This is a genomic window from Candidatus Pelagibacter sp. HIMB1493, assembly GCF_052047995.1.
Lineage (GTDB): Bacteria > Pseudomonadota > Alphaproteobacteria > Pelagibacterales > Pelagibacteraceae > Pelagibacter.
Genome location: NZ_JBNAIP010000001.1, coordinates 267,232 through 288,006, shown reverse-complemented (window position 1 = coordinate 288,006; position 20,775 = coordinate 267,232). Strand labels below are relative to the sequence as shown.

Sequence of the window (20,775 nt, the reverse complement as noted above, 5' to 3'; positions counted from 1 at the left end):
GATGATCAAACCATACAAAATAAGTGTGCCTAAAAGCACGCTTAATACTATTTATAAAAAAGTAAGAGCCTATCCATGGAAGATGATGCAAAATGTAAATGGTTGGGAGTATGGAACCAATTATAATTATTTAAAAAAAATCTCTCAATATTGGGTTTCAAAATATAATTGGAAGAAATTTGAAAACAAAATTAATTCTTTTAAAAACTACAAGACTAATGTGGATGGTATAAATCTACATTTTATTGTTGAAAAAAGTAAAAATCCTAAATCAAGACCCTTGTTACTTTTGCACGGTTGGCCAGGTAGTGTAATTGAGTTTTTTGATATCATTCCAAAGCTTGCTCATCCAGAAAAATTTGGTGGAAAAATTGAAGATGGTTTTGATGTCATTGTGCCCTCTTTACCTGGATTTGGATTTTCAACTCCAATTAAAAAAGCTTTAGGTCCAAGAAGGATTGGAAAAATTTTAAATAAATTTATGGTCAAAAATTTAGGTCATAAAAGTTATATTGTACAAGGTGGAGATTGGGGAGCTACTATTGCTGCATGGATTGGTCTTGATAGTGCAAAAAATTGTAAGGGAATTCATATTAATTGTTTACCAATTAGACATCCAAAAGGACCAAGAAATAATAAAGAGAAAAAATGGGAAAAAAAATTCAATTTTGATCAAATAATGCAGGAAGGCTACAGAACTCAACAAGCAACTAAACCCCAAAGTTTGTCTTATGCAATGATAGATAGTCCGGTTGGAACAGCAGCATGGATTTTAGAAAAGTTTCATGGTTGGTCCCACCTAAATAAAGGTAAGATAGAAAAAACATTTTCAAATGATGAATTAATATCAAACATAATGATCTATACAATTACAAATAGTTTTAATACTGCTGCTTGGATTTATTTTGGAAGAAGAAAAGAAGGTGGCAGGTCTTTTCCAAAAGATTTCAAAAAAATAAAAGTTCCAACAGCAATAGCAGAATTTCCAAAAGAAATGCTAGAATGGCCTCCAAAATCTTATGTGAACAGAATTTTTAATATTAAAAGATGGAAAAAATTTCCTAAAGGTGGTCATTTTGCAGCTTTAGAGGTTCCAAATTTATTAATTAATGATATTAAAAATTTTTTTAACGAAGATTTAAAAATATTCAAATAAGTGAAAACACCCCTATTAAAAAAACAAGTAATTAAGATTTTTCAGAAATTTGGTTTAAATAAAGATCATGCTTTAATATCAGCTAATGCTTTAATTAATGCAGAATTAGTTGGTGCATATGGTCATGGTTTATCAAGACTTAAAATGTATTGTGATCGAATTTCTAAAAAAGTAATTAATCCAAAACCAAAAATAAAAATTAAAAAAATTTCATCTTCTATTTCTCATATTGATGCAAATAACAGTATTGGATTTGTAGCTGCTGATCTTGGAATTAAAACTGCAATTAAACATGCACAAAAAACTGGAATAGGTATGGTTGCAGTAAAAAATAGTGGTCACTATGGTTTATCAGGTTATTACGCAGAACAAGCAGTTAAGAAAAATTTAATAGCAATGATTTATACAAATGCTCCTCCAGCAGTTGCTCCTCACGGTGCATTAAAAACTTTATTTGGAACTAATCCAATTTGTTTTGGAACCCCTACTGGCTCTAAAATTCCATTTATTTTAGATACATCAATCTCAATGATTAACAGAGGTAAAATTAGAGTTGCTGCAAGAAACAATCAAACAATTCCAGCTGGTGTAGCCTTAGATAAATTTGGAAAACCAACTACTGATGCAAAAAAAGCATTAGCGGGAGTTCAATTACCTATTGCAGGTTTTAGAGGTTCTGGTCTTGCTTGGATGGTTGATATTTTAAGTGGAGTATTAACTGGAGGAAATCATGCAGGTCGGGTTAAAGATCCTTTTGACGATTTTTCAGGACCACAAAATATAGGACATTTGTTTATAACGTTTAAAGCAAACTTATTTCAAAAAAATTATAATCAAAGAATTAAAGACAATATTAAAACAATTAAAAAACTTCCTAAGATTAAAGGTGTTAAAGAAATAATGTATCCAGGACAAAACAAGTTTAATCGTTACAAACAAAATCTAAAAAAAGAAATCAACATTCCAGATATTATTAAAAAAGATTTAGAAACTTTAATAAGTTAAAGAAGTTAAAACTAATAAAGAAGCAACTACAGAAGAAACAATAATTGTTCTTTTAACTTTTTCCTTTTTTTTCTCTTCAAGAAGTCTTTGCTTTAGAACATCCACATTTACTCTTTGTGGAGCTTCAGTTACTCTTTGTGGAGCTTCAGTAATTTGAGAGAAGTTCTCAATTTCTTTTTTTTTCTCTTCAAGAAGTCTTTGCTTTAGAACATCCACATTTACTCTTTGTGAAGCTTCAGTTACTCTTTGTGGAGCTTCGGTAATTTGAGAGAGATTCTCAATTTCAACAGATGTACTATTTAAGTTTTCTGTACTCATAATTTTTAAAAACAATGTTATATAATCATTAGTAATTTAATTTTTACATATTAGAGATGCCCAAAATGAGTTTTTTGATAAAACTTATATTAAATTAATTAAAAAAAAGGATCAAAACTAAATTAATTTAAAATCCACTTTCTCTTACAATTATAGCAATCACACCTTTAGTTAAATTTGCAAACGGACTATATCTGCTGCCTTTAATGTGAACATAGCCTGGTAATTCAAATTGAATTTCACTTTTTTTAGCAAGATCAAATTCTGCAATATAGTGTGCGGTTTCAGGTCTATATTGAAATTTTCCTCCTGTAAAATTTCTTACGGCAACTGGTCCATCGTGAGCTGAACTTAAAGAGATATAAGGAAGATTGGTAATAGCTGATAGATCTAAAGATTTTGAAACTAAATAAACTTTATCATGAATACCATCATTGGGAATAAATACTGCAGGGTTTTTCTTTAAAAATCTTTCAATTTGTTCTTCTTTAATAAATCCTCTGACTTTACCTGTTCCATAATGAACAATTTCTAGTAACTGATCAAAATTACTAACCCACATACCTTCGGAAAGATCATAAAAATCTTTTATTTTTCCTTTGATCGGCGCTTTAATAATAAGCTTATTTTTAATTCTTGTTAAACCAGTCATTTCTGTTTGAAGAGCAATTAAACTTTGTTGTAATGTTAAAAATTGATCCATATTTCCTGCAGATTTACTCAATCTATTGATCTTTGTTTTTGTTAATTGAATTTTTCTACTAATTGAAAAAATTTCTCTATCTAAATCAGGTGAATAAAGTTCTATCAATTCTTGTCCCTTCTCTACCGCATTATCTTTATTTACTAGAATTTTTTTAATTTTTGATGGATAAGGCGCATACACTTTTGAATATTGCTCAGAAACATATACAGCTGGAATTTTTAAAGAAGACTTCCAAGGTAAAAACAAAATCATAAAAAATGACAAAAGGATTATTAAAGTTCTTGTGGTTTGCTTATTAAATTTAATTTCAGATTTTAATTTGTACCAATTTTTAATCTCTCGAATAATTGGCAGTAAAATGAACCAATGAATTTCAATTACAAATAATATGATACCCAATATTTTAAAAGCAAAATGATAAACTAACAAAGCAATCCCAAGAAATAAGAAAAATCTATAAACCCAAGTTGCCCAAGCATATACTATAAACGTCCATCTTCTCGATGGATTGATTTCTTCTGGTGGTGGATGATTTAATCCAAATAAACTTTCTCTTATCTTCCATCTTGCAAGTGCAAATGATCTTGGTTGTAAATTTTCAGCCTTCAACCAGTCTGAGAACACATAATAACCATCGAACCTCATAAACGGGCTTACATTAATTGTTAATGAGGAAATCCAAGATGTTGTTGCTATAAAAAATGCTACACTTTTAAATCCCCCGTCTGGCAATACTGCCCAAAGAAAAGTTGCTATGATAGCCAAGTGTAATTCAGTTAGTATTCCACCAAAGTTAATTAATAATCTTTCTTTGTGATTTCGAAGTCTCCAAGCATCTGTTGTATCTGTATATAAAAAAGGAAAGAATACTAAAAATGCTATTCCAATTGCTGATACTCTACATCCATAATGTTTGGCAATATAGGCGTGTCCTAATTCATGAAGACACTTTACAAAAACTAAGGTCAAAAAATACAACATTAAACCTTGAAAGGAAAAAAAATATAAAAACGTACTCTTAAACGTTTCAAGTTGTTGAAAAACTAAAAATAATCCAATGAAGCCAAAAAGATAAACTAAGTTTCTAAATTTTTTTGAAGCAAAATGCTTTACATATTTTAAAGTTTTGGAAAGCCAGTCATCAGGTTTAAATAATGGAATTTTAAAAAAAAGATAACTATGTATTGCATACATCAACCAGCTTTTTTTCATGCTGTTTTTCTGTTGCATTAAATAAGCTATATTTTGACCAGTTGGTTGAATAATTAAATTGTTTTGATGTAGAAAATTTATAAAACTTTTAATCTCTTCCTCACTAGTAGCAATTCCTGATGAGTTAATTTTCTTTTCGAAATTTTTAATATCTTCTCCACCCTTCCAATTTTTAATCAATTTAAATGCAGTCAAACCAAGTGAGAAATATTTGTTTCTTACAGCATCATATAAAAGCCAAGCAGGCAAACCATCTTCTCTACTGTTTCCTCTGAAAATCTCTAAGTCTTGTCTTAAATATGGAACTATCATATTCCAATATATTGTCTCATGAATGTAATTGGTTTTCTTAATACAAAGTAAAATAATGGCACTCTTGATCCATAAACTTTTGCAGTACCTCTAAATCCTATTCTAGGAGGTTTCTTACCATCAAAACTTGCTCCTATCTTGTAAGATAAAACTTCCTCAGGTGACAATGATGGAGCATAAGATGCTCTTAATAATTTTCCCTTTAACGAACTAATTGGATTTACATCTAAAAATACTTTTACTTTTGAATTTTCTTTTATAACCAAGCTATCTTTTACCGGCAACCAAATTAAAAATTCAACTTCATCAGGGTTTGCAACTGTCATTATTTTTTCACCTACTTTAACAGGTCTTCCTTGCCAATCATTTTTTTGATCAACAATTGCAATACCTTTTTGTTTGGCAAATAATTTAGTGTTTTTTAATTTTTCTTCAGCAGACGCAACCTCTGCTTTCTTTAATTCTACTTGTGCAACTAGCTCTGCTAATCTTGCTTTTTCCTCATTGTTTGAAAATGAAGACTGTCTACTTCTAAGCAATTCCTTTTGAGTAACTTGCAAAGATTGTTTTGCTAGATTGTAGTTATTATTAAGTTCAATATCTTCAAGCAATATTAATAGGTCACCAAATTTTACTTTATCATTATTATTTACAACGATCTCTTTTACAACACCATCAAAAGGAGCTGTTACTAGTTTTGGCTTTTTAGCAACAACTTCAACTGGAGCTGTACTTGTTAATCTTAATGGTAAAAAAAGTATAATGAATATTGATAAATAAATCTTCCAGGATTTTTTTCCCGTAAAATATTTTTTAAAATAATTATTAATTGAAATATCTTTTAAAAAAGAATTAAAGGCATGACCATAAGACATGGATAAATGCCTTAACAGTTCAGTATCACTATCAGAAAATTGTTTCTGTCTTCCTAATAATAAATAGCCTTGCATCCCTTTTTGAGGTGAAATAATTGGAATAAACACAATATTTTGTGGAAGGTTTTTTGGTTTTTCAGCTTTTATGTTTTTTGCTATTTTTTCAACATCAAGGTTTTGAATTTCTTTTGTATCGATTGTTTTGTCATTATTAATGAAGTTTTCTATAAAGGTAAGTAAAGGTGAGGTTCTATCTATTGTTGCAAGATCTGAAGTTGCTTTAATTATAAATTTATCTGTAGGTGTTTTAATTAATAAAAATGAGTTAACGTAATCAATGATTTGTCTAGTTTCGTTTGCAATAACAAAATATAATTCATCTTTAGAACTTGCTTCTCTAGCTTTTTTTTCTAAACCAATTAAACGAGCAACTTTAATGTTTTTATCTTTACTCAAAACTTAACAATCCCACTCATACCCGGAATTAATTTATTGTACTTTTTATTAAATTGGGCTTTAAGTTCTATAGTTTGGCTAGCAGCATCAACAGCTGCACCTAAACTTATAACTGTTGCATCTAAAGTTTCACCTGTCTCATCTATAATAATTTTTATAGCATGATCTTTTTTTAACCACTTCAACCAACTGCTAGGCACTACGATTTCGGCTTCTAGCAAACCATCACCAACAATATCCATCAAGGGTTGTCGTTGTTCAATACTCGAAAATACACTTGTATAAACATCCATCACCTTGCCATCGTAAGGTGCAATAATTTCACAACGATCTAGATTTAAGTTTGCAATATTTAATTCGGCTTTCGCCTTTTCATAATTTGAAACTGTTAATTGATATTGTAGTTTCCCAATTGACCTCATGTCTAATAATTCTTTGTCACTTTCTAATTGGATAGAAGCACTTGTATATTCTGCTTTAATCACATCTCTTTGAGCTTTGTAGATTTCACAGTCAAAGCTAACAAGAACATCTCCTTTTTTAAATGCATCCCCTAAAAAAAAATTTATACTTTCTACTCTTGCTGCTATTTCACTAGATATCGATACTTTTTCAGTGGCATTTACTAAAGCTCTTGCTTCCATTTCTTCAGCACTAATAGGTGTTAGAAATATTAAGCAAACAGATAATATATAGAATAAGCGTTTCATGAAATTAGTAAAAATTATAATCTATTAATGAAATTATTGCCATAATCATCCCAATCATTAAATTCTCTCTCTAATTGGTCGTTAAATGCAACAAACTTATTTTTTTCTTCAAGATCAATAAACTCTGAGACATCAGTGTTTCCTAAATCAATTTCTAAATCTTTAACGATTATCTCACCATCTCTTTCGATAATTAATTTTAATTCTAATAATGATAGATCTTCTGGTGGATTTGCAGCTATAATTTCACCTGTTGCCTGATCATATTCTAACCATTCTGGAACTTCTGATCCATCTTTTAAAACAAGTTTTATTCTCTCAAAACTTCCTAAAATCTCAGTTGAAAGATTAATAGCTATGTCTGTTCCATTATTAATCGCTCTTAATTGGAAAATTCTCTCAGGTTTGAAGGCTTCAATAATATCTTTGATATCTCTTTGATTATTAAAGTTTAAGTTTTGTGTAGGAACAGTATCAATTGTGCCATCTGCTTTTTGTCTAATTAAATTAATATTTCCATCTGAGCCAACTGAAATTAATGCATTTACTTTTTTAGCGACTTTTACAATTTGTTTATCTCTTTTGATTTGCTCTGGATCAATTTCAATAGTGATTTCTCTTGTCTCATTTTTCTTATCGGTTGCAATAATAATAATATCGAGTTTATCTACACCTTCTGGAATAGTTGTTGTGGTTTTACCTGTTTTAGAATTAACTTTGATCCAACTTGGTAAATCAGAACCATCAGCCATTTTACCTTCAAACTTTATAATCTCGTTATCAATTTCATTCATAACCTTAAAGTTAAGTTTTAATGCATCTGATTTTTCTTTAGCGTTAACTTTTGCTAACGCACCATCTGATAATTGAACACTTTCGGTTTCAGCAACAAGATCTACTAGTTTTAAACCTTGTGAATATGAAGTTTTTCTAATAGTTTTTTCAAATTCAAATTTATTTAAACTTAATTCTGCTTCGTTATCACCTTCTACTTTTAGTTTTCTGATTGTAACTTTAGATTCTTTCTTTATTTTTTTTTCAATTCTCTTTTCAGCTTTTTGTTCTTTTATTTCATTAACTTTTGCTCCACCATTTTGTAATTTAACAATTATTGAGCCAGTATCAGTACCCGAATTATCATCAGCCAAAGTATAATTGAAATATTCAAAAACAATTTGACCAGGATCTAGTGTATCTTTAAGCCCAGCATTAACCACATAAGTGTAGCTACCATTAGCATTCATAGTTAATGTTCCATAAGTGCCCTCAAGACCACTACCAATTGTTCCAGCTGTTCCTGCTCCTTCAGTAGCACCTGTTCTAATTGCAGATACAGTTAAAGTATCACCGACATCGACATCACTGTCATTTGTTAATACATCTTTAATTGAATTATTAATTGCTGTTAAAGTTGAACTTGTTGAAATATCTATTGTATTACTATCATTCGTAGCAACTGGATCATCATTAATACCAGTTACAACAAATGCTAATTCTGCAGTATCAGTTCCTCCATTACCATCTGAAACTGTGTATGTGAAATATTCTCTACCTGTGTCACCTGCTCCTAAAATATCATTAGGTGTGTAAGTATACGTTCCATCTGAATTGACAGTTAATGTTCCATAAGTTCCTGTTAATGCAGATCCAATTGTGCCTGATGTACCACTGCCACTTTCTCTACCCGTTCTAATACCTGAAACAGTTAAAGTATCACCTTCTGTATCAGTATCCCCATCTAATAAATCATCACTACCATCTGTGACTGTTAAAGTATTACCTTCTGTAACAGAATTGCTTTCATTATCTGCAACTGGATCGTCGTTTGCTGATGTCACATTGATTATCATAGTATTAGGAGTAGCACTATCTGCATCTCCATCATTAACAGTAAAAGCAAATGTTGTATAAGGAGAGCCATTGTCATTTGCATCAGGATTTAATCTTAAATATCCATTTGAAATATCAGTTGTAGTTATTACTTGATTTAAGGTTACATCTGTCCAAGTTGTACCGTTATAGTATTGAAGCGCACCGTCATCTTCTAAAGTTGTAATTTTAACACTTACCAATGCATCATCATCATCTGCATCGGTATAACCAAAGTCAGATGTGCTAAATACATATGGAGTATCTTCTGTAGTTGTAACTGTGTTATCTGCTGCTGTTGGAACATCATTAACTCCTGTAACTGTAAAGGTTAACGTAGCAGTATCAGTTCCACCATTACCGTCTGAAACAGTGTATGTAAACGTATCAGTTGCTGTATCTGATCCATCTAGATCATCTGCTGCAGATTGATTGGCTACATAAGTATAAGTACCATCTGCACCAATTGTTAATTGTCCATATGTACCTGTTACAGTTGTTCCATTAGAATTATATGTACTTGACGATGCAACTGCTTGATCAGAGTTTGTGCCTATACCAATTAAAGTAACTGTTAAAGTGTCACTGTCAGCATCAGTATCACCATGTAAAACATCTGATGTTCCATCTGTAACGGTTAGTGTTGCATCTTCATTAACTGCACCTGTTTCATTGTCCGCTACTGGTGCATCATTAACAGGAGTAACATTTACAGTAATTGTGTTTGGAGTAGCACTATCTGAATCCCCATCGCTTACTGTAAAATTAAAAGTAGTGTAAGAAGATCCGTTTTCATCTGCAGCTGGGTTAAATCTCAATTTATTTGCAGCAATGTCCGTTGCTGTTATAACTTGATTTAAAGTTACATCTACCCAAGTACTTCCATTATAATATTGTAAAGCACCCGCATCTTCTAGTGTAGTAATTTTTATACTTACTAAAGCATCATCGTCATCCGCATCTGTATATCCAAAGTCAGATGCTGAAAATACATAAGCTGTATCTTCATTTGTAGTTACTGTTTTATTCGAAGCAGTTGGCACATCATTAACCCCTGTTACTGTAATAATTAATGTTGCAGTGTCTGTCGCGGTTCCATCAGATATTGTATACGTGAAACTATCAGTTGCTGTATCTGAAGCATCTAAATCATCAGCTGCACTTTGATTGGCTACATAAGTATAGGTACCATCTGCACCAATTGTTAATTGTCCATATGTTCCAGTAACTGTTGTAGGTGTACCAGAATTATAAGTGCTCCCAGAATTTACTGCTGAGTTAGATCCGCCACTTACAGCTATTTGAGAAACAACAAGTGATGCTGCAGTATCATCTGTATCAGGATCGGTATCATTATCTTGAACAACTCCGCTAGCAGCACTTGAAACAGTCAGTGTTGCATCTTCATTTACTGCACCCGTATCGTTGACTGCAACTGGAGCATCATTAACACCTGTAATGGTAATTGTAAGTGTTGCTGTATCGGTTGCAGTTCCATCTGATACTGTATATGTAAATACATCTGTTGCAGTATCACCTGCATCTAAATCATCAGCAGCACTTTGATCTGCAATGTATGTATAAGTTCCATCTGCTGCTACAGTTAAAGTTCCATAAGTACCTGTTAAACCTGAGCCAATTGAGCCAGCAGTTCCACTTGCTCCTTCAGCTCCAGTTCTAATTGCCGAAATTGTTAACGATGCACTATCATCTGCATCAGTATCACCATGTAACAAGTCAGAAGTCCCATCAGTAACTGTTAGTGTTGCATCTTCATTAACCGCACCAGTTTCATTATCCGCAACTGGATCATCATTAACCCCTGTTACTGTAATAATCAATGTTGCAGTGTCTGTAGCATCACCATCAGATATTGTATACGTGAAACTATCAGTAACAGTATCACCTGCATCTAAATCATCTGCTGCACTTTGATTGGCTACATAAGTATAAGTACCATCTGCACCAACAGTTAATTGACCATAAGTTCCTGTAACTGTTTTTCCGTTTGAATTATAAGAACTACCACTTGTTACAGCACTGTTAGAACCTCCGGTTACTGCAATTTGTGTAACTGTGAAGCTGTCATCATCATCAGCATCTGTATCATCAGCCATTAATAAACTTGAACCTGAACTTTGTGTTACTGTTGCATCTTCATTAACTGCATCTGTATCGTTGACTGCAACTGGAGCGTCATTTATTCCTGTCACTGTAATGATTATTGTTGCAGTGTCTGTAGCTGTTCCATCTGACATTGTATAAGTAAAGCTATCAGTAGCCGTATCACTTGCATCTAAATCATCAGCTGCTGACTGATCTGCAATATAACTATAAGTACCATCTGCACCCACTGTTAAAGTACCGTATGTTCCCGTTATTGAAGTACCATTAGAATTATAAGAACTTGAACTTGCAACTGAACTATTAGATCCACCTGTAACGGCAATTTGCGTTACTGTTAAAGAGGCACTATCATCTGCATCGGTATCATCTGAAATTAAAGTGCCTGCACTATTTGTTAAATGTGTAACCGTTGCATCTTCATTGACTGCATCAGTATCATTTACTGCAACTGGATCATCATTAATACCTGTTACTGTAATAATTAATGTTGCTGTATCTGTGTTAGTTCCATCTGATACTGTGTAAGTAAAACTATCAGTAACAGTATCACCTGCATCTAAATCATCCGCAGCACTTTGGTTAGCTGTATATGTGTAAGAACCATCAGCACCTACAGTTAATTGACCATAAGTTCCTGTAACCTGTGTACCACTTGAATTATATGTGCTACCTGAAGAAACAGCTGAATTGGATCCTCCTGTAACTGCAATTTGTGTAACTGTTAATGAGTTGCCGTCTGCATCAGTATCATCTGCAACTAACAAACTAGCCCCCGAACTTTGAGTAACTGTGGCATCTTCATTGACACTATCTGTGTCATTGACACCTACTGGAGGATTTCCATTGCTAACAGTAAAAGTTAAAGTAGTTGTTACTGTAGCTGTTCCATCAGAAACTGTGTAAGTAAATACATCTGTTCCAACACTTGAACCTGCAACATAAGAATAAGAACCATCGGCACCGATGGTTAAAGTACCATAAGTACCAACGCTTGAAGCACCATCTGCTCTAGTTGTTCCAGCAGTTACAGAAGTGGCACTTCCTGCTCCACTATGCTGAATGGCTGTAACAGTTAAAGAAGAACTATCGTCTGCATCTGTATCATCTGATATAACAGTACCTGCACTGTTTGTTGTGTCTGTAACAGTACTACTTACTTGAACAGAATCTGTATCTGCAACACCTACTGGATCATCATTGACACCTGTGACAGTTATAATCAATGTAGCAGTATCTGTGGCTGTGCCATCTGACATTGTATAAGTAAAGCTATCAGTTTCAGTATCACTTGCATCTAAAGCATCAGCTGCTGCTTGGTCTGCAACATAAGTGTAAGTTCCATCTGCACCTACAGTTAACGTACCGTAAGTTCCTGTTATTGATGTTCCACTAGAATTATATGAACTTCCAGAACTAACAGCAGAATTAGATCCACCGGTAACAGCAATTTGAGTGACAGTTAACGATGCACTATCATCAGCATCAGTGTCATCAGCAACTAATAATCCTGCACCTGAACTTTGAGTAACCGTTGCATCTTCATTAACTGCATCCGTATCGTTGACTGCAACTGGAGCGTCATTTATTCCTGTAACTGTAATTGTTAGGGTAGCTGTATCTGTGCCAGTTCCATCGGATAGTGTGTAAGTAAAGACATCTGTTGCAGTGTCACTTGCATCTAAATCATCAGCTGCTGACTGATCTGCAATATAACTATAAGTACCATCAGCACCAATTGTAAGTGTACCATATGTTCCTGTAACTGAAGTTGGTGTCCCAGAATTATATGTACTTCCACTAGTTACTGCCGAGTCTGAACCATTAAATGTAATTGTAGTTATTCCTAATGAAGAAATAGTATCATCTGTGTCAGCGTCTGTATCATTATCCTGAATAACACCACTTGCAGCACTTGATACTGTAAGTGTAGCATCTTCATTAACTGCACCTGTGTCAACATTTGCAACTGGATCATCATTAACACCTGTTATTGTAATTGTAAGAGTTGCGGTATCAGTTCCACCATTACCATCGGATACAGTATAAGTGAATACATCTGTTGCTGTATCACTTGCATCAAGAGCATCTGCAACATCTTGGTCTGCAGCATAAGTATAAGTCCCGTCTGCTGCTAGAGTTAAAGTACCATAATAACCAACAACAGCTCCGCTACCAGCAGTGTTACTATTGCCGTTTCCAGTTGATGCACTTCCTCCATCTTGATCTGTAGCTGATGTATGAGAATAAGTTGTTACAGTTAATGTGTCACTACTATCAGCATCGGTATCACCATGTAATAAATCTGAAGTTCCATCTGTAACTGTTAAAGTTGCATCTTCATTTACAGCACCTGTTTCATTATCAGCAACTGGAGTATCATTAGCACCTGTTGTAGTAATTGTTAATGTGGCTGTATCAGTTGCTGTACCATCAGAAACTGTGTAAGTGAAAACATCATTACCTGTCTCACTAGCACCTAAAACATCATTTGGTGTAAATTCATAAGAACCATCTGCACCAATTACTAAAGTACCATAAGTACCTGTAATAGATTGACCATTAGAATAAGTAGTGCTCGCCGTTACACTTCCAGAATTTCCATTAGTGTGAGAGATATTTGTTACTGTAATTGTTTCAACATCAACATCGCTGTCATCGTTTAAAACATCATCTTCAGATCCTGTTACTGTTGTAACTGATCCTTCTGTTGCAGTATCAGTGTCATTAACAGCTGTAGGCGCATCATTTGAACCAAGGACTGTAATTCTAATTACTCCAAAGTCGGTATCTGTTCCATCTGATAAAGTATAATTGAAACTATCTACTGCCGACTCGCTATCATCTAAAGCTTCTGCAGCAGCTTGATCTGCTACATAAGAGTATGAGCCGTTTGCATTAATTGTTAATCGACCATAAGTTCCTGTTAAAGCAGCACCAACTGTACCTGCTGTACCTGCGTTTTCAGTGGCTCCAGTTCTAATTTCTGTGATAGTTAAAGAAGCACTGTCATCAGCATCACTATCAGTATGTGAGGCTGAGCTTGTATCAATTACATCTCCTGAATGTTCACCTGTTGCATCATAAGATCCTGAAACATTTGCATTAGCACTATTTGCAACTGTTAATGTTGCATTCTCTCTAATTACACCAACGTCATCTTGAGCAACTGGTGCATCATTAACACCTGTAACTGTGATAGTTAAATTTGCTGTATCGCCATCTGCTGTGTAAACAAAAACATCAGTTACTTGATCACTTGCATCTAACGCATCAGCTGCAGCTTGATCAGCTGTGTAAGTATAAGATCCATCTGCACCAATAGTTAAAGTACCGTAAGTACCTGTAACTGATGTTCCATTTGAATTATAAGTACTACTACTTGTAACTGCTGAGTTTGATCCACCATCTTTTTTAATATGTGTTACAACTAAACCATTACTATCAGCTGTATCATTATTTAAAACATCATCTTGTGAGCCTGTTTTTGTTACAGTTGCATCTTCATTAACACTATCAGTGTCATCTGTTAAAGAAATTGAACTTCCAACTGTAAAAGTAATTGTACCAACATCATAAGCAAATGAACCTGAATTTGTTTCATTATCACGTGTTGTAAAAGTAAATGTGTCTGTTGCAGTTGCACCAAATGCAATACTATTAGTTGCACTTGCTGTATATGTATAAGTTCCATCTGCAGCAACTGTTAAAGAACCATAAGTGCCTGATACAGCTGAGCCAACTCCTGTTGCATCAGTTATAATTGTATTATTCGAGCTTTCATTTCCTGATGCAACACCTGTTACAACTAAAACACTATCATTATCATCACTATCAGCTACAATATCATGAATATCTGCACTTGAAGTAGTTGCTCCTGCAGCAACAGTTCCTGCAACTGTAGTATCAGTTACATTAGGGGCAGCATTAACAGATACTGTCATTGTGTAAGCTGATGAGCTGTACTCAGTTCCATCGTGAACTTTAAATCCAAAAGTTACATCACTTTCTGAATTTGCTGCTGGTGTAAATCTTAATTTATTGTTACCAATATCAGTTGCTGTAATTTCTTGGTTTAAAGTTACATCAGTCCATGTTGATCCATCAGATGAATATTCTAATGCACCTGCACTTTCTAATGTAGTAATTTGAATTTTTGACAAACTATCACTGTCACTGTCTGAATAGTTGAAATCACTCGCTGCAAATATTTTTGTGATATTTGATGGTGTTCTATCTCCTGCAGAGGATACTTGGTTATTTTCATTAATATAAACAGTTGAGTTAGATGCTGTTGGTGCATTATTTGAGATAGCCGTAACTGAAATGGTTAATGTAGCTGTCGTTGTGGATGTTCCATCCGTTAAAGTATAGGTGAAAACATCATTTCCTGTTGTTGCATCAGAGTTTGCAGCATAAGAATAACTACCATCTGATCCAATAGTTAAAGTACCTTTAGATCCTGAAATATTTGTAGCATTTGAAGTTTTTGTAGAGTTGTATGTAAGTTGGGATGCAGATCCTCCTGATGGTGTTACTTGTGTAATGTATAAGCTTGAACTTGCATCAGGATCTGTATCATCTGAAACTAAAGTTCCAGCACTATTTGTGGTATCAGTAACTGTGTTTCCAGCTGTAACTGAGTCAGTATCATTTACTGCAGTTGGAGCATCATTAATACCAACAACTGTAATTGTTAAAACAGCAATATCATCTTCACCATTTCCATCAGATACTGTGTAATTGAACGTATCTGTTACAATATCACCTGGATCTAAAGCATCAGCTGCTGCTTGATTGGCAACATAAGTATAAGAACCATTAGCATTAATTGTTAATTGACCATATGTACCAGTAAGTGCAGCACCAACTGTACCTGCTGTGCCACTGCCCTCTGATGAACCTGTTCTAATGGCTGTAATAGTTAATGTATCACTATCAGCATCACTATCTGAATTAGATCCTGAGCTTGTATCAATAACATCTCCAGTATTTTCCCCAGAGACATCCACTAGGCTGAAAGGAGTTGTTAAATTATGTTCGTTAATTTTAGCGCTAGCAGTACCTGTAGTAAATAGTATTGTTCCATCATTATTAAAAGAAAAACCCACCGCCCCAGTATGACTCTCTGCAGGGTCAACATCATAAGCACCTTTATAGGTAACGGTAGATGAAATATCAAAAGCAATTGACAACGTGTATTCGTGAATTTCACTACCTACAGAACCTGAGATATACATTTTTGTTCCATCGTTATTAAATTTTATTTCTTGTGGAGATGTATCTTGAGATGAAACACTAACACTATCAGTATATGAAAGTGTTGAAACGTCGAAAGCCGAACTCAGGGCGTATTCATATACACTATCATTATTGAGACCAGTGGTGAACATCTTGGTTCCATCGTTATTAAAAGTTAACCCGGTCATAACTGAATCTTGGGTAGTAAGGGTACCTGCTGTATAAGTATTTGCAGTGGTTACATCAAATGCTGTTGAAAGACCGTATTCTCTTACAATTGATACTGCGGTAAGTTCATGACCAGTAGCTTGTAGTACAAACATTTTTGTTCCATCATTATTAAACGATACAGAATTCGCAATTGTACCATGGCTAAAATTAGAAGAACTACCTGCGGTGGATACATCAAAGGCAGTTGATAGAGGGAATTCATATATTCTAGAATTAATAGCATCAGAGGTATACACTTTGGTTCCATCATCATTAAATACTACACCAGAAGATCGGGTTGATAGGCCACTGAGAGATTTTGAATCTGAGGAACTGAATGTAGCTGTAGCCACACTTGTTGCATTACCACTATTAGAAACTGTTAGAGTTGCATCTTCATTAACAGTACCAGTATCGTTTTGTGCAGTTACATCTCCTGAAGCTTCAATAGTAATGGTGATGGTTGCAGTAGTAGTAGTTGTTCCATCTGAAAGTGTGTAAGTAAAGACATCTGTAAATGTTTCATCATCTGTTTCTAAATCAGTAATGTCTGAGTTTGCTGTATAAGTATAAGAACCATTTGCTTCTAAATCTAAAGTACCATAAGCACCCACAACACTATCTGTTCCTGCAGTACCACTATTACTATTTGATCCACCAGCAGCTCCACCTTGACCCGTAGAACTTGTGTGTGAGTATGTTGTAATAGTTAATGTATCATTTGTATCAGGATCAGTATCATTTGCAGAAATATCACCTGAATGATCTCCTGTTGCATCATTTGTATTAGAACTACTATCAGCATCGTTAGCTGAAGCTCCGTCTGCAACAGTTAATGTTTTTCCTTCTTGGATATAACCTGTATCAGCTGTTGCACTAGGCGCATCATTTGAACCAAGAACAGTTATTGTGATTTGTGCAGTATCAGTTGCAGTACCATCTGAGACAGTATAGGTAAAATAATCATTAGCACTTTCACCTGCTGCTAAAGCGTTTGCAGCACTTTGGTTTGCAATATAACTATAAGATCCATCCGCTGCGATTGTTAATTGGCCATAAGTACCCGTAAGCGCAACTCCAACTGTTCCAGAGTCACCACTTCCACCTTCTTGTCCTTTTCGAATAGCAGTAACTGTTAAGGAAGAGCTTGCATCTGCATCAGAGTCTGAATGTGATGCAGAACTTGTATCAATTACATCCCCAGAATTTTCACCTGTTGCATCATAAGATCCTGAAACATTAGCATTGGCACTGTTTGCAACTGTTAAAGTTCCACCTTCAACTATAACACCAACGTCATCTTGAGCTACTGGTGCATCGTTAATCCCTGCGATTGTAATCGTTAATGTGGATGTGGCTGTTGCTGTTCCATCAGAAACTATATAAGTAAAGACATCAGTTATTGTATCACCTGCATCAAGCGCATCTGCTGCGTCCGAGGTTGCTGCATAAGAGTATGAACCATTAGAGTTAATTGTTAGAGTACCATAAGATCCTGTAACTGTTTCAGTGTTGCTTGTAAAAGTAGTTTGCGCACTTCCACCCGCTGTTGTTGCGGTAATACTTGTAATTGTTAATGTGTTTGCTGTATCTGCATCAGTATCATTTCCTAAAACATCACCTGTATGATCTCCTGTGGAACTATTGTTATTACCGTCACTGTTAGCATCGTTAGCCGAAGCTCCATCTGCAACAGTTAATGTACTATCTTCAGCAATATAACCCGTGTCTGCTGTTGCTGATGGATTGTCGTTAACACCCGTAATTGTATAAATTAATGTTGCAGTATCTGTTCCACCATTCCCATCTGATATTGTGTAAGTAAAAGTATCTGTTGCAGTAGCACCAGCAGCCAAAGCATTTGAAGCTGATCCTGATGCTGTATATCTATATGTACCATCTGCACCAACTACTAAAGTACCATAAGAAGTTGTTATCGATGTTCCGTTACTATAATTAGTTCCTGAGCTAACTGCTTGATCAGAATTTGAGCCTGATCTAATATGTGTCACTACTAAGCTATCACTATCAGCATCTGTATCATCGTTTAATAGATGATTTCCATCAGATTTAACGTCTTCCGTTGCACCTTCGGTAATGCTATCAGTGTCATTAACTGCTACAGGTGCATTATTACTAGAAGCAACAGTAAAAGTAATTGTACCAACATCGTAAGCAAAAGAGCCAGAGTTAGTTTCGTTATCACGAGTTGTAAATGTAAATGTGTCTGTTGCTGTTGAACCGTGAGAAATATTATTCGATGCACTTGCTGTATAGGTATAAGTTCCATTAGCAGCTACTGTTAAAGATCCGTAAGTACCTGTTACTGCTGAGCCAACCCCAGTATTATTTGTAATTATTGTATTATTCGAGCTTTCATTTCCTGATGCAACACCTGTTACAACTAAAACACTATCATTATCATCACTATCAGCTACAATATCATGAATATCTGCACTTGAAGTAGTTGCTCCTGCTGAAACTGTTCCTGCAACTGTTGTATCAGTTACATTTGGTGCAGCGTTAACCGATATAGTCATTGTGTAAGCTGATGAGCTGTATTGGTTACCATCGTGAACTTTAAATCCAAAAGTTACATCACTTTCTGAATTTGCAGCTGGTGTAAATCTTAAATATCCATTTCCTAAATTTGCAGCACTAATCTCTAAATTTGTAGTAACATCGCTCCAAGTGGATCCATTGGTTGAATATTCTAAATCACCAGAACTTTCTAATGAGGTAATTTGAATTTTTGATAAACTGTCACCATCTGTGTCAGAAAAATTAAAATCACTTGCTGAAAAAACTTTTGTTATATTTGATGGTGTTCTATCTCCCGCAGAAGAAACTTGGTTATTTTCATTTATGTAAACAGTACCATCAGATGCTGTTGGAGCTGAATTTGATTGCTTAACAAGAATTCTTATATAGTCTCCATGTTTAAGTGCACCATTATCGGATCCAAACTGCAAAACATTGTTTGTTCCACTACCATGATTACCAACTGATACCCACTCCATATCTGCATTACTAAGGGTACTGGAAATAGAGGTTTTATAAGAATTAAAAAAGTTTTGAGTACTACCGTTACCTTCAATAATTCTTGCGCCATCAGTATCTATCGCATTTGAACTTCCACCAGAATTTGTAAAATTATAAATAAAACTATTACTATGAAATGTATTACCATCAACAGTTTGGGCTCTTGTGTGGGCTTGATCAAATAAAATACCAACTATTTCTCCACCAAACACGACCTCACCAGCATCATTTAATGCATTTTTATCTGCGCCGTTTACATGCATCATAAGATAAGAATTAACTGTCATATCCTCGGAGGCTGTCTGATCAGCTCCACCTTGTATTTCAGAATTTGGTGAACTAGTAGGATCATCCAAAGTGTCACTAGTATCAACATCAACGTCTGAAATATGATCACCAGAAGATATAGAAACATTTTCTCTCTCCAAAACTATACCAAAATTAGCTCCAATAGTTGAATAAGCACCGCCACTCCCCAAACCTACGTTGAGATTATTAGTTGTATGATCCATTATTGTAACGTTATTATCTTTGTGAGTAATTCCAGTACCTGATGGACTGCTCACAGTAGACAATGATCCAAGTGAATGATTGTAATCTAAAACTTGAACATTTTTAGTTTCAACAATACCGAATTTGTTTTCTAAAACCCAATCACCACCTTTACCAGTAACATCATCTGAAGCTGCAATGTCTGCTTTTGTTATTTCTGAAATCTTCTTTATTAAAAGTTCACCTTGATCTGTGCTTGCTACATTACAACCATAAAATAAAATATCACCACTACTTGTTAATGATTGACCAATGGATGCTAAAGTTGCTTGATAATTAGCAATAGTATCATTATTTAAAAATGCATTACCAAATAATATTTCTCCAGCAGAACCGTGACCAATGATGTGTAAAGCATCAATTTCTTTTCTATCTGTTAGGATTTGATCTATCTTTTTAAAACCATCTTCATTGGAATTGATTAAATAAAATTCTGTGTTTTCTTTAAAAGAACTAATGATTGTTTCATAATCAGGCACCGCACTATCAATAAACACCACGCTTTTTCTTGACTGATCTCTTGCTACATTTGCAAAAGGCACTTCATTATTTTCTTTTGAGGTATCGATTATTTTAGAGTTTTTTTTTATCTCTTGCTGGTTACGATCATCAATTAAATCTAAAAAAGTTACAGCTCCAGCACCATCGAGCATTATCCGTTGCTCTAGCGCTTCAATAAATATTTTTTGCTTCCTTTCACGTTTTTTAATCATTTAATTTGATTTCAATTTTCCAGATATTTTTTTTCCAGGGGTTACAACAGTGTTATTAGTTCTCTTTTTAATGATACTAATTTTACCCATAATTGTTTGGCCCACTTTTGTTTTTGGAGATTTTGAAAGTGTGAACTTTGGTTTATTTAATAAAAAACCTTGCGCTTTACCAGTTGCAGGATTTATTTTGATTTCGATATTCTTTTTAACTTTTTTGATTGCAGGTTTTTTTAATTTATGTCTTTTAATCTCTCGAACAGTCATTCCTATACCT

At 34.2% G+C, this 20,775-nt stretch carries 8 protein-coding genes; 2 read left to right on the top strand and 6 right to left on the bottom strand.

The window, feature by feature from the left end; translation table 11 throughout:
* The first annotated feature begins 1 nt into the window (after window position 1).
* A complete protein-coding gene (locus ACTTBK_RS01455) occupies window positions 2-1,156 on the top strand; it encodes an epoxide hydrolase family protein (RefSeq protein ID WP_440618269.1) in 1,155 nt (384 codons plus the stop codon).
* A complete protein-coding gene (locus ACTTBK_RS01450) occupies window positions 1,157-2,161 on the top strand; it encodes an Ldh family oxidoreductase (protein WP_440618268.1) in 1,005 nt (334 codons plus the stop codon).
* Here the strand turns inward: ACTTBK_RS01450 and ACTTBK_RS01445 are convergent.
* The 6 genes from ACTTBK_RS01445 to ACTTBK_RS01420 form a co-directional block, all read right to left on the bottom strand.
* Window positions 2,150-2,479, bottom strand: a complete 330-nt coding sequence (locus ACTTBK_RS01445) for a hypothetical protein (protein ID WP_440618267.1) — start codon at window positions 2,477-2,479, stop codon at window positions 2,150-2,152. The genes ACTTBK_RS01450 and ACTTBK_RS01445 overlap by 12 nt on opposite strands.
* Window positions 2,480-2,606: 127 nt before the next feature.
* Window positions 2,607-4,709 carry a site-2 protease family protein gene (locus ACTTBK_RS01440; protein ID WP_440618266.1) on the bottom strand — a complete coding sequence of 701 codons (2,103 nt, stop codon included), beginning with the start codon at window positions 4,707-4,709 and terminating at the stop codon, window positions 2,607-2,609.
* Window positions 4,706-6,040, bottom strand: a complete 1,335-nt coding sequence (locus ACTTBK_RS01435) for an HlyD family efflux transporter periplasmic adaptor subunit (protein WP_440618265.1) — start codon at window positions 6,038-6,040, stop codon at window positions 4,706-4,708. Before ACTTBK_RS01435 ends, ACTTBK_RS01440 begins: the two co-directional genes overlap by 4 nt.
* Entirely contained in the window at window positions 6,037-6,750 is a 714-nt protein-coding gene (locus ACTTBK_RS01430; protein WP_440618264.1) for an efflux RND transporter periplasmic adaptor subunit, read from the bottom strand. The genes ACTTBK_RS01435 and ACTTBK_RS01430 overlap by 4 nt, the downstream gene beginning before the upstream one ends.
* 14 nt (window positions 6,751-6,764) lie before the next feature.
* Window positions 6,765-20,501 carry a VCBS domain-containing protein gene (locus ACTTBK_RS01425; protein ID WP_440618263.1) on the bottom strand — a complete coding sequence of 4,579 codons (13,737 nt, stop codon included), beginning with the start codon at window positions 20,499-20,501 and terminating at the stop codon, window positions 6,765-6,767.
* Window positions 20,502-20,765 carry a hypothetical protein gene (locus ACTTBK_RS01420; RefSeq protein ID WP_440618262.1) on the bottom strand — a complete coding sequence of 88 codons (264 nt, stop codon included), beginning with the start codon at window positions 20,763-20,765 and terminating at the stop codon, window positions 20,502-20,504.
* Window positions 20,766-20,775 lie beyond the last annotated feature (10 nt).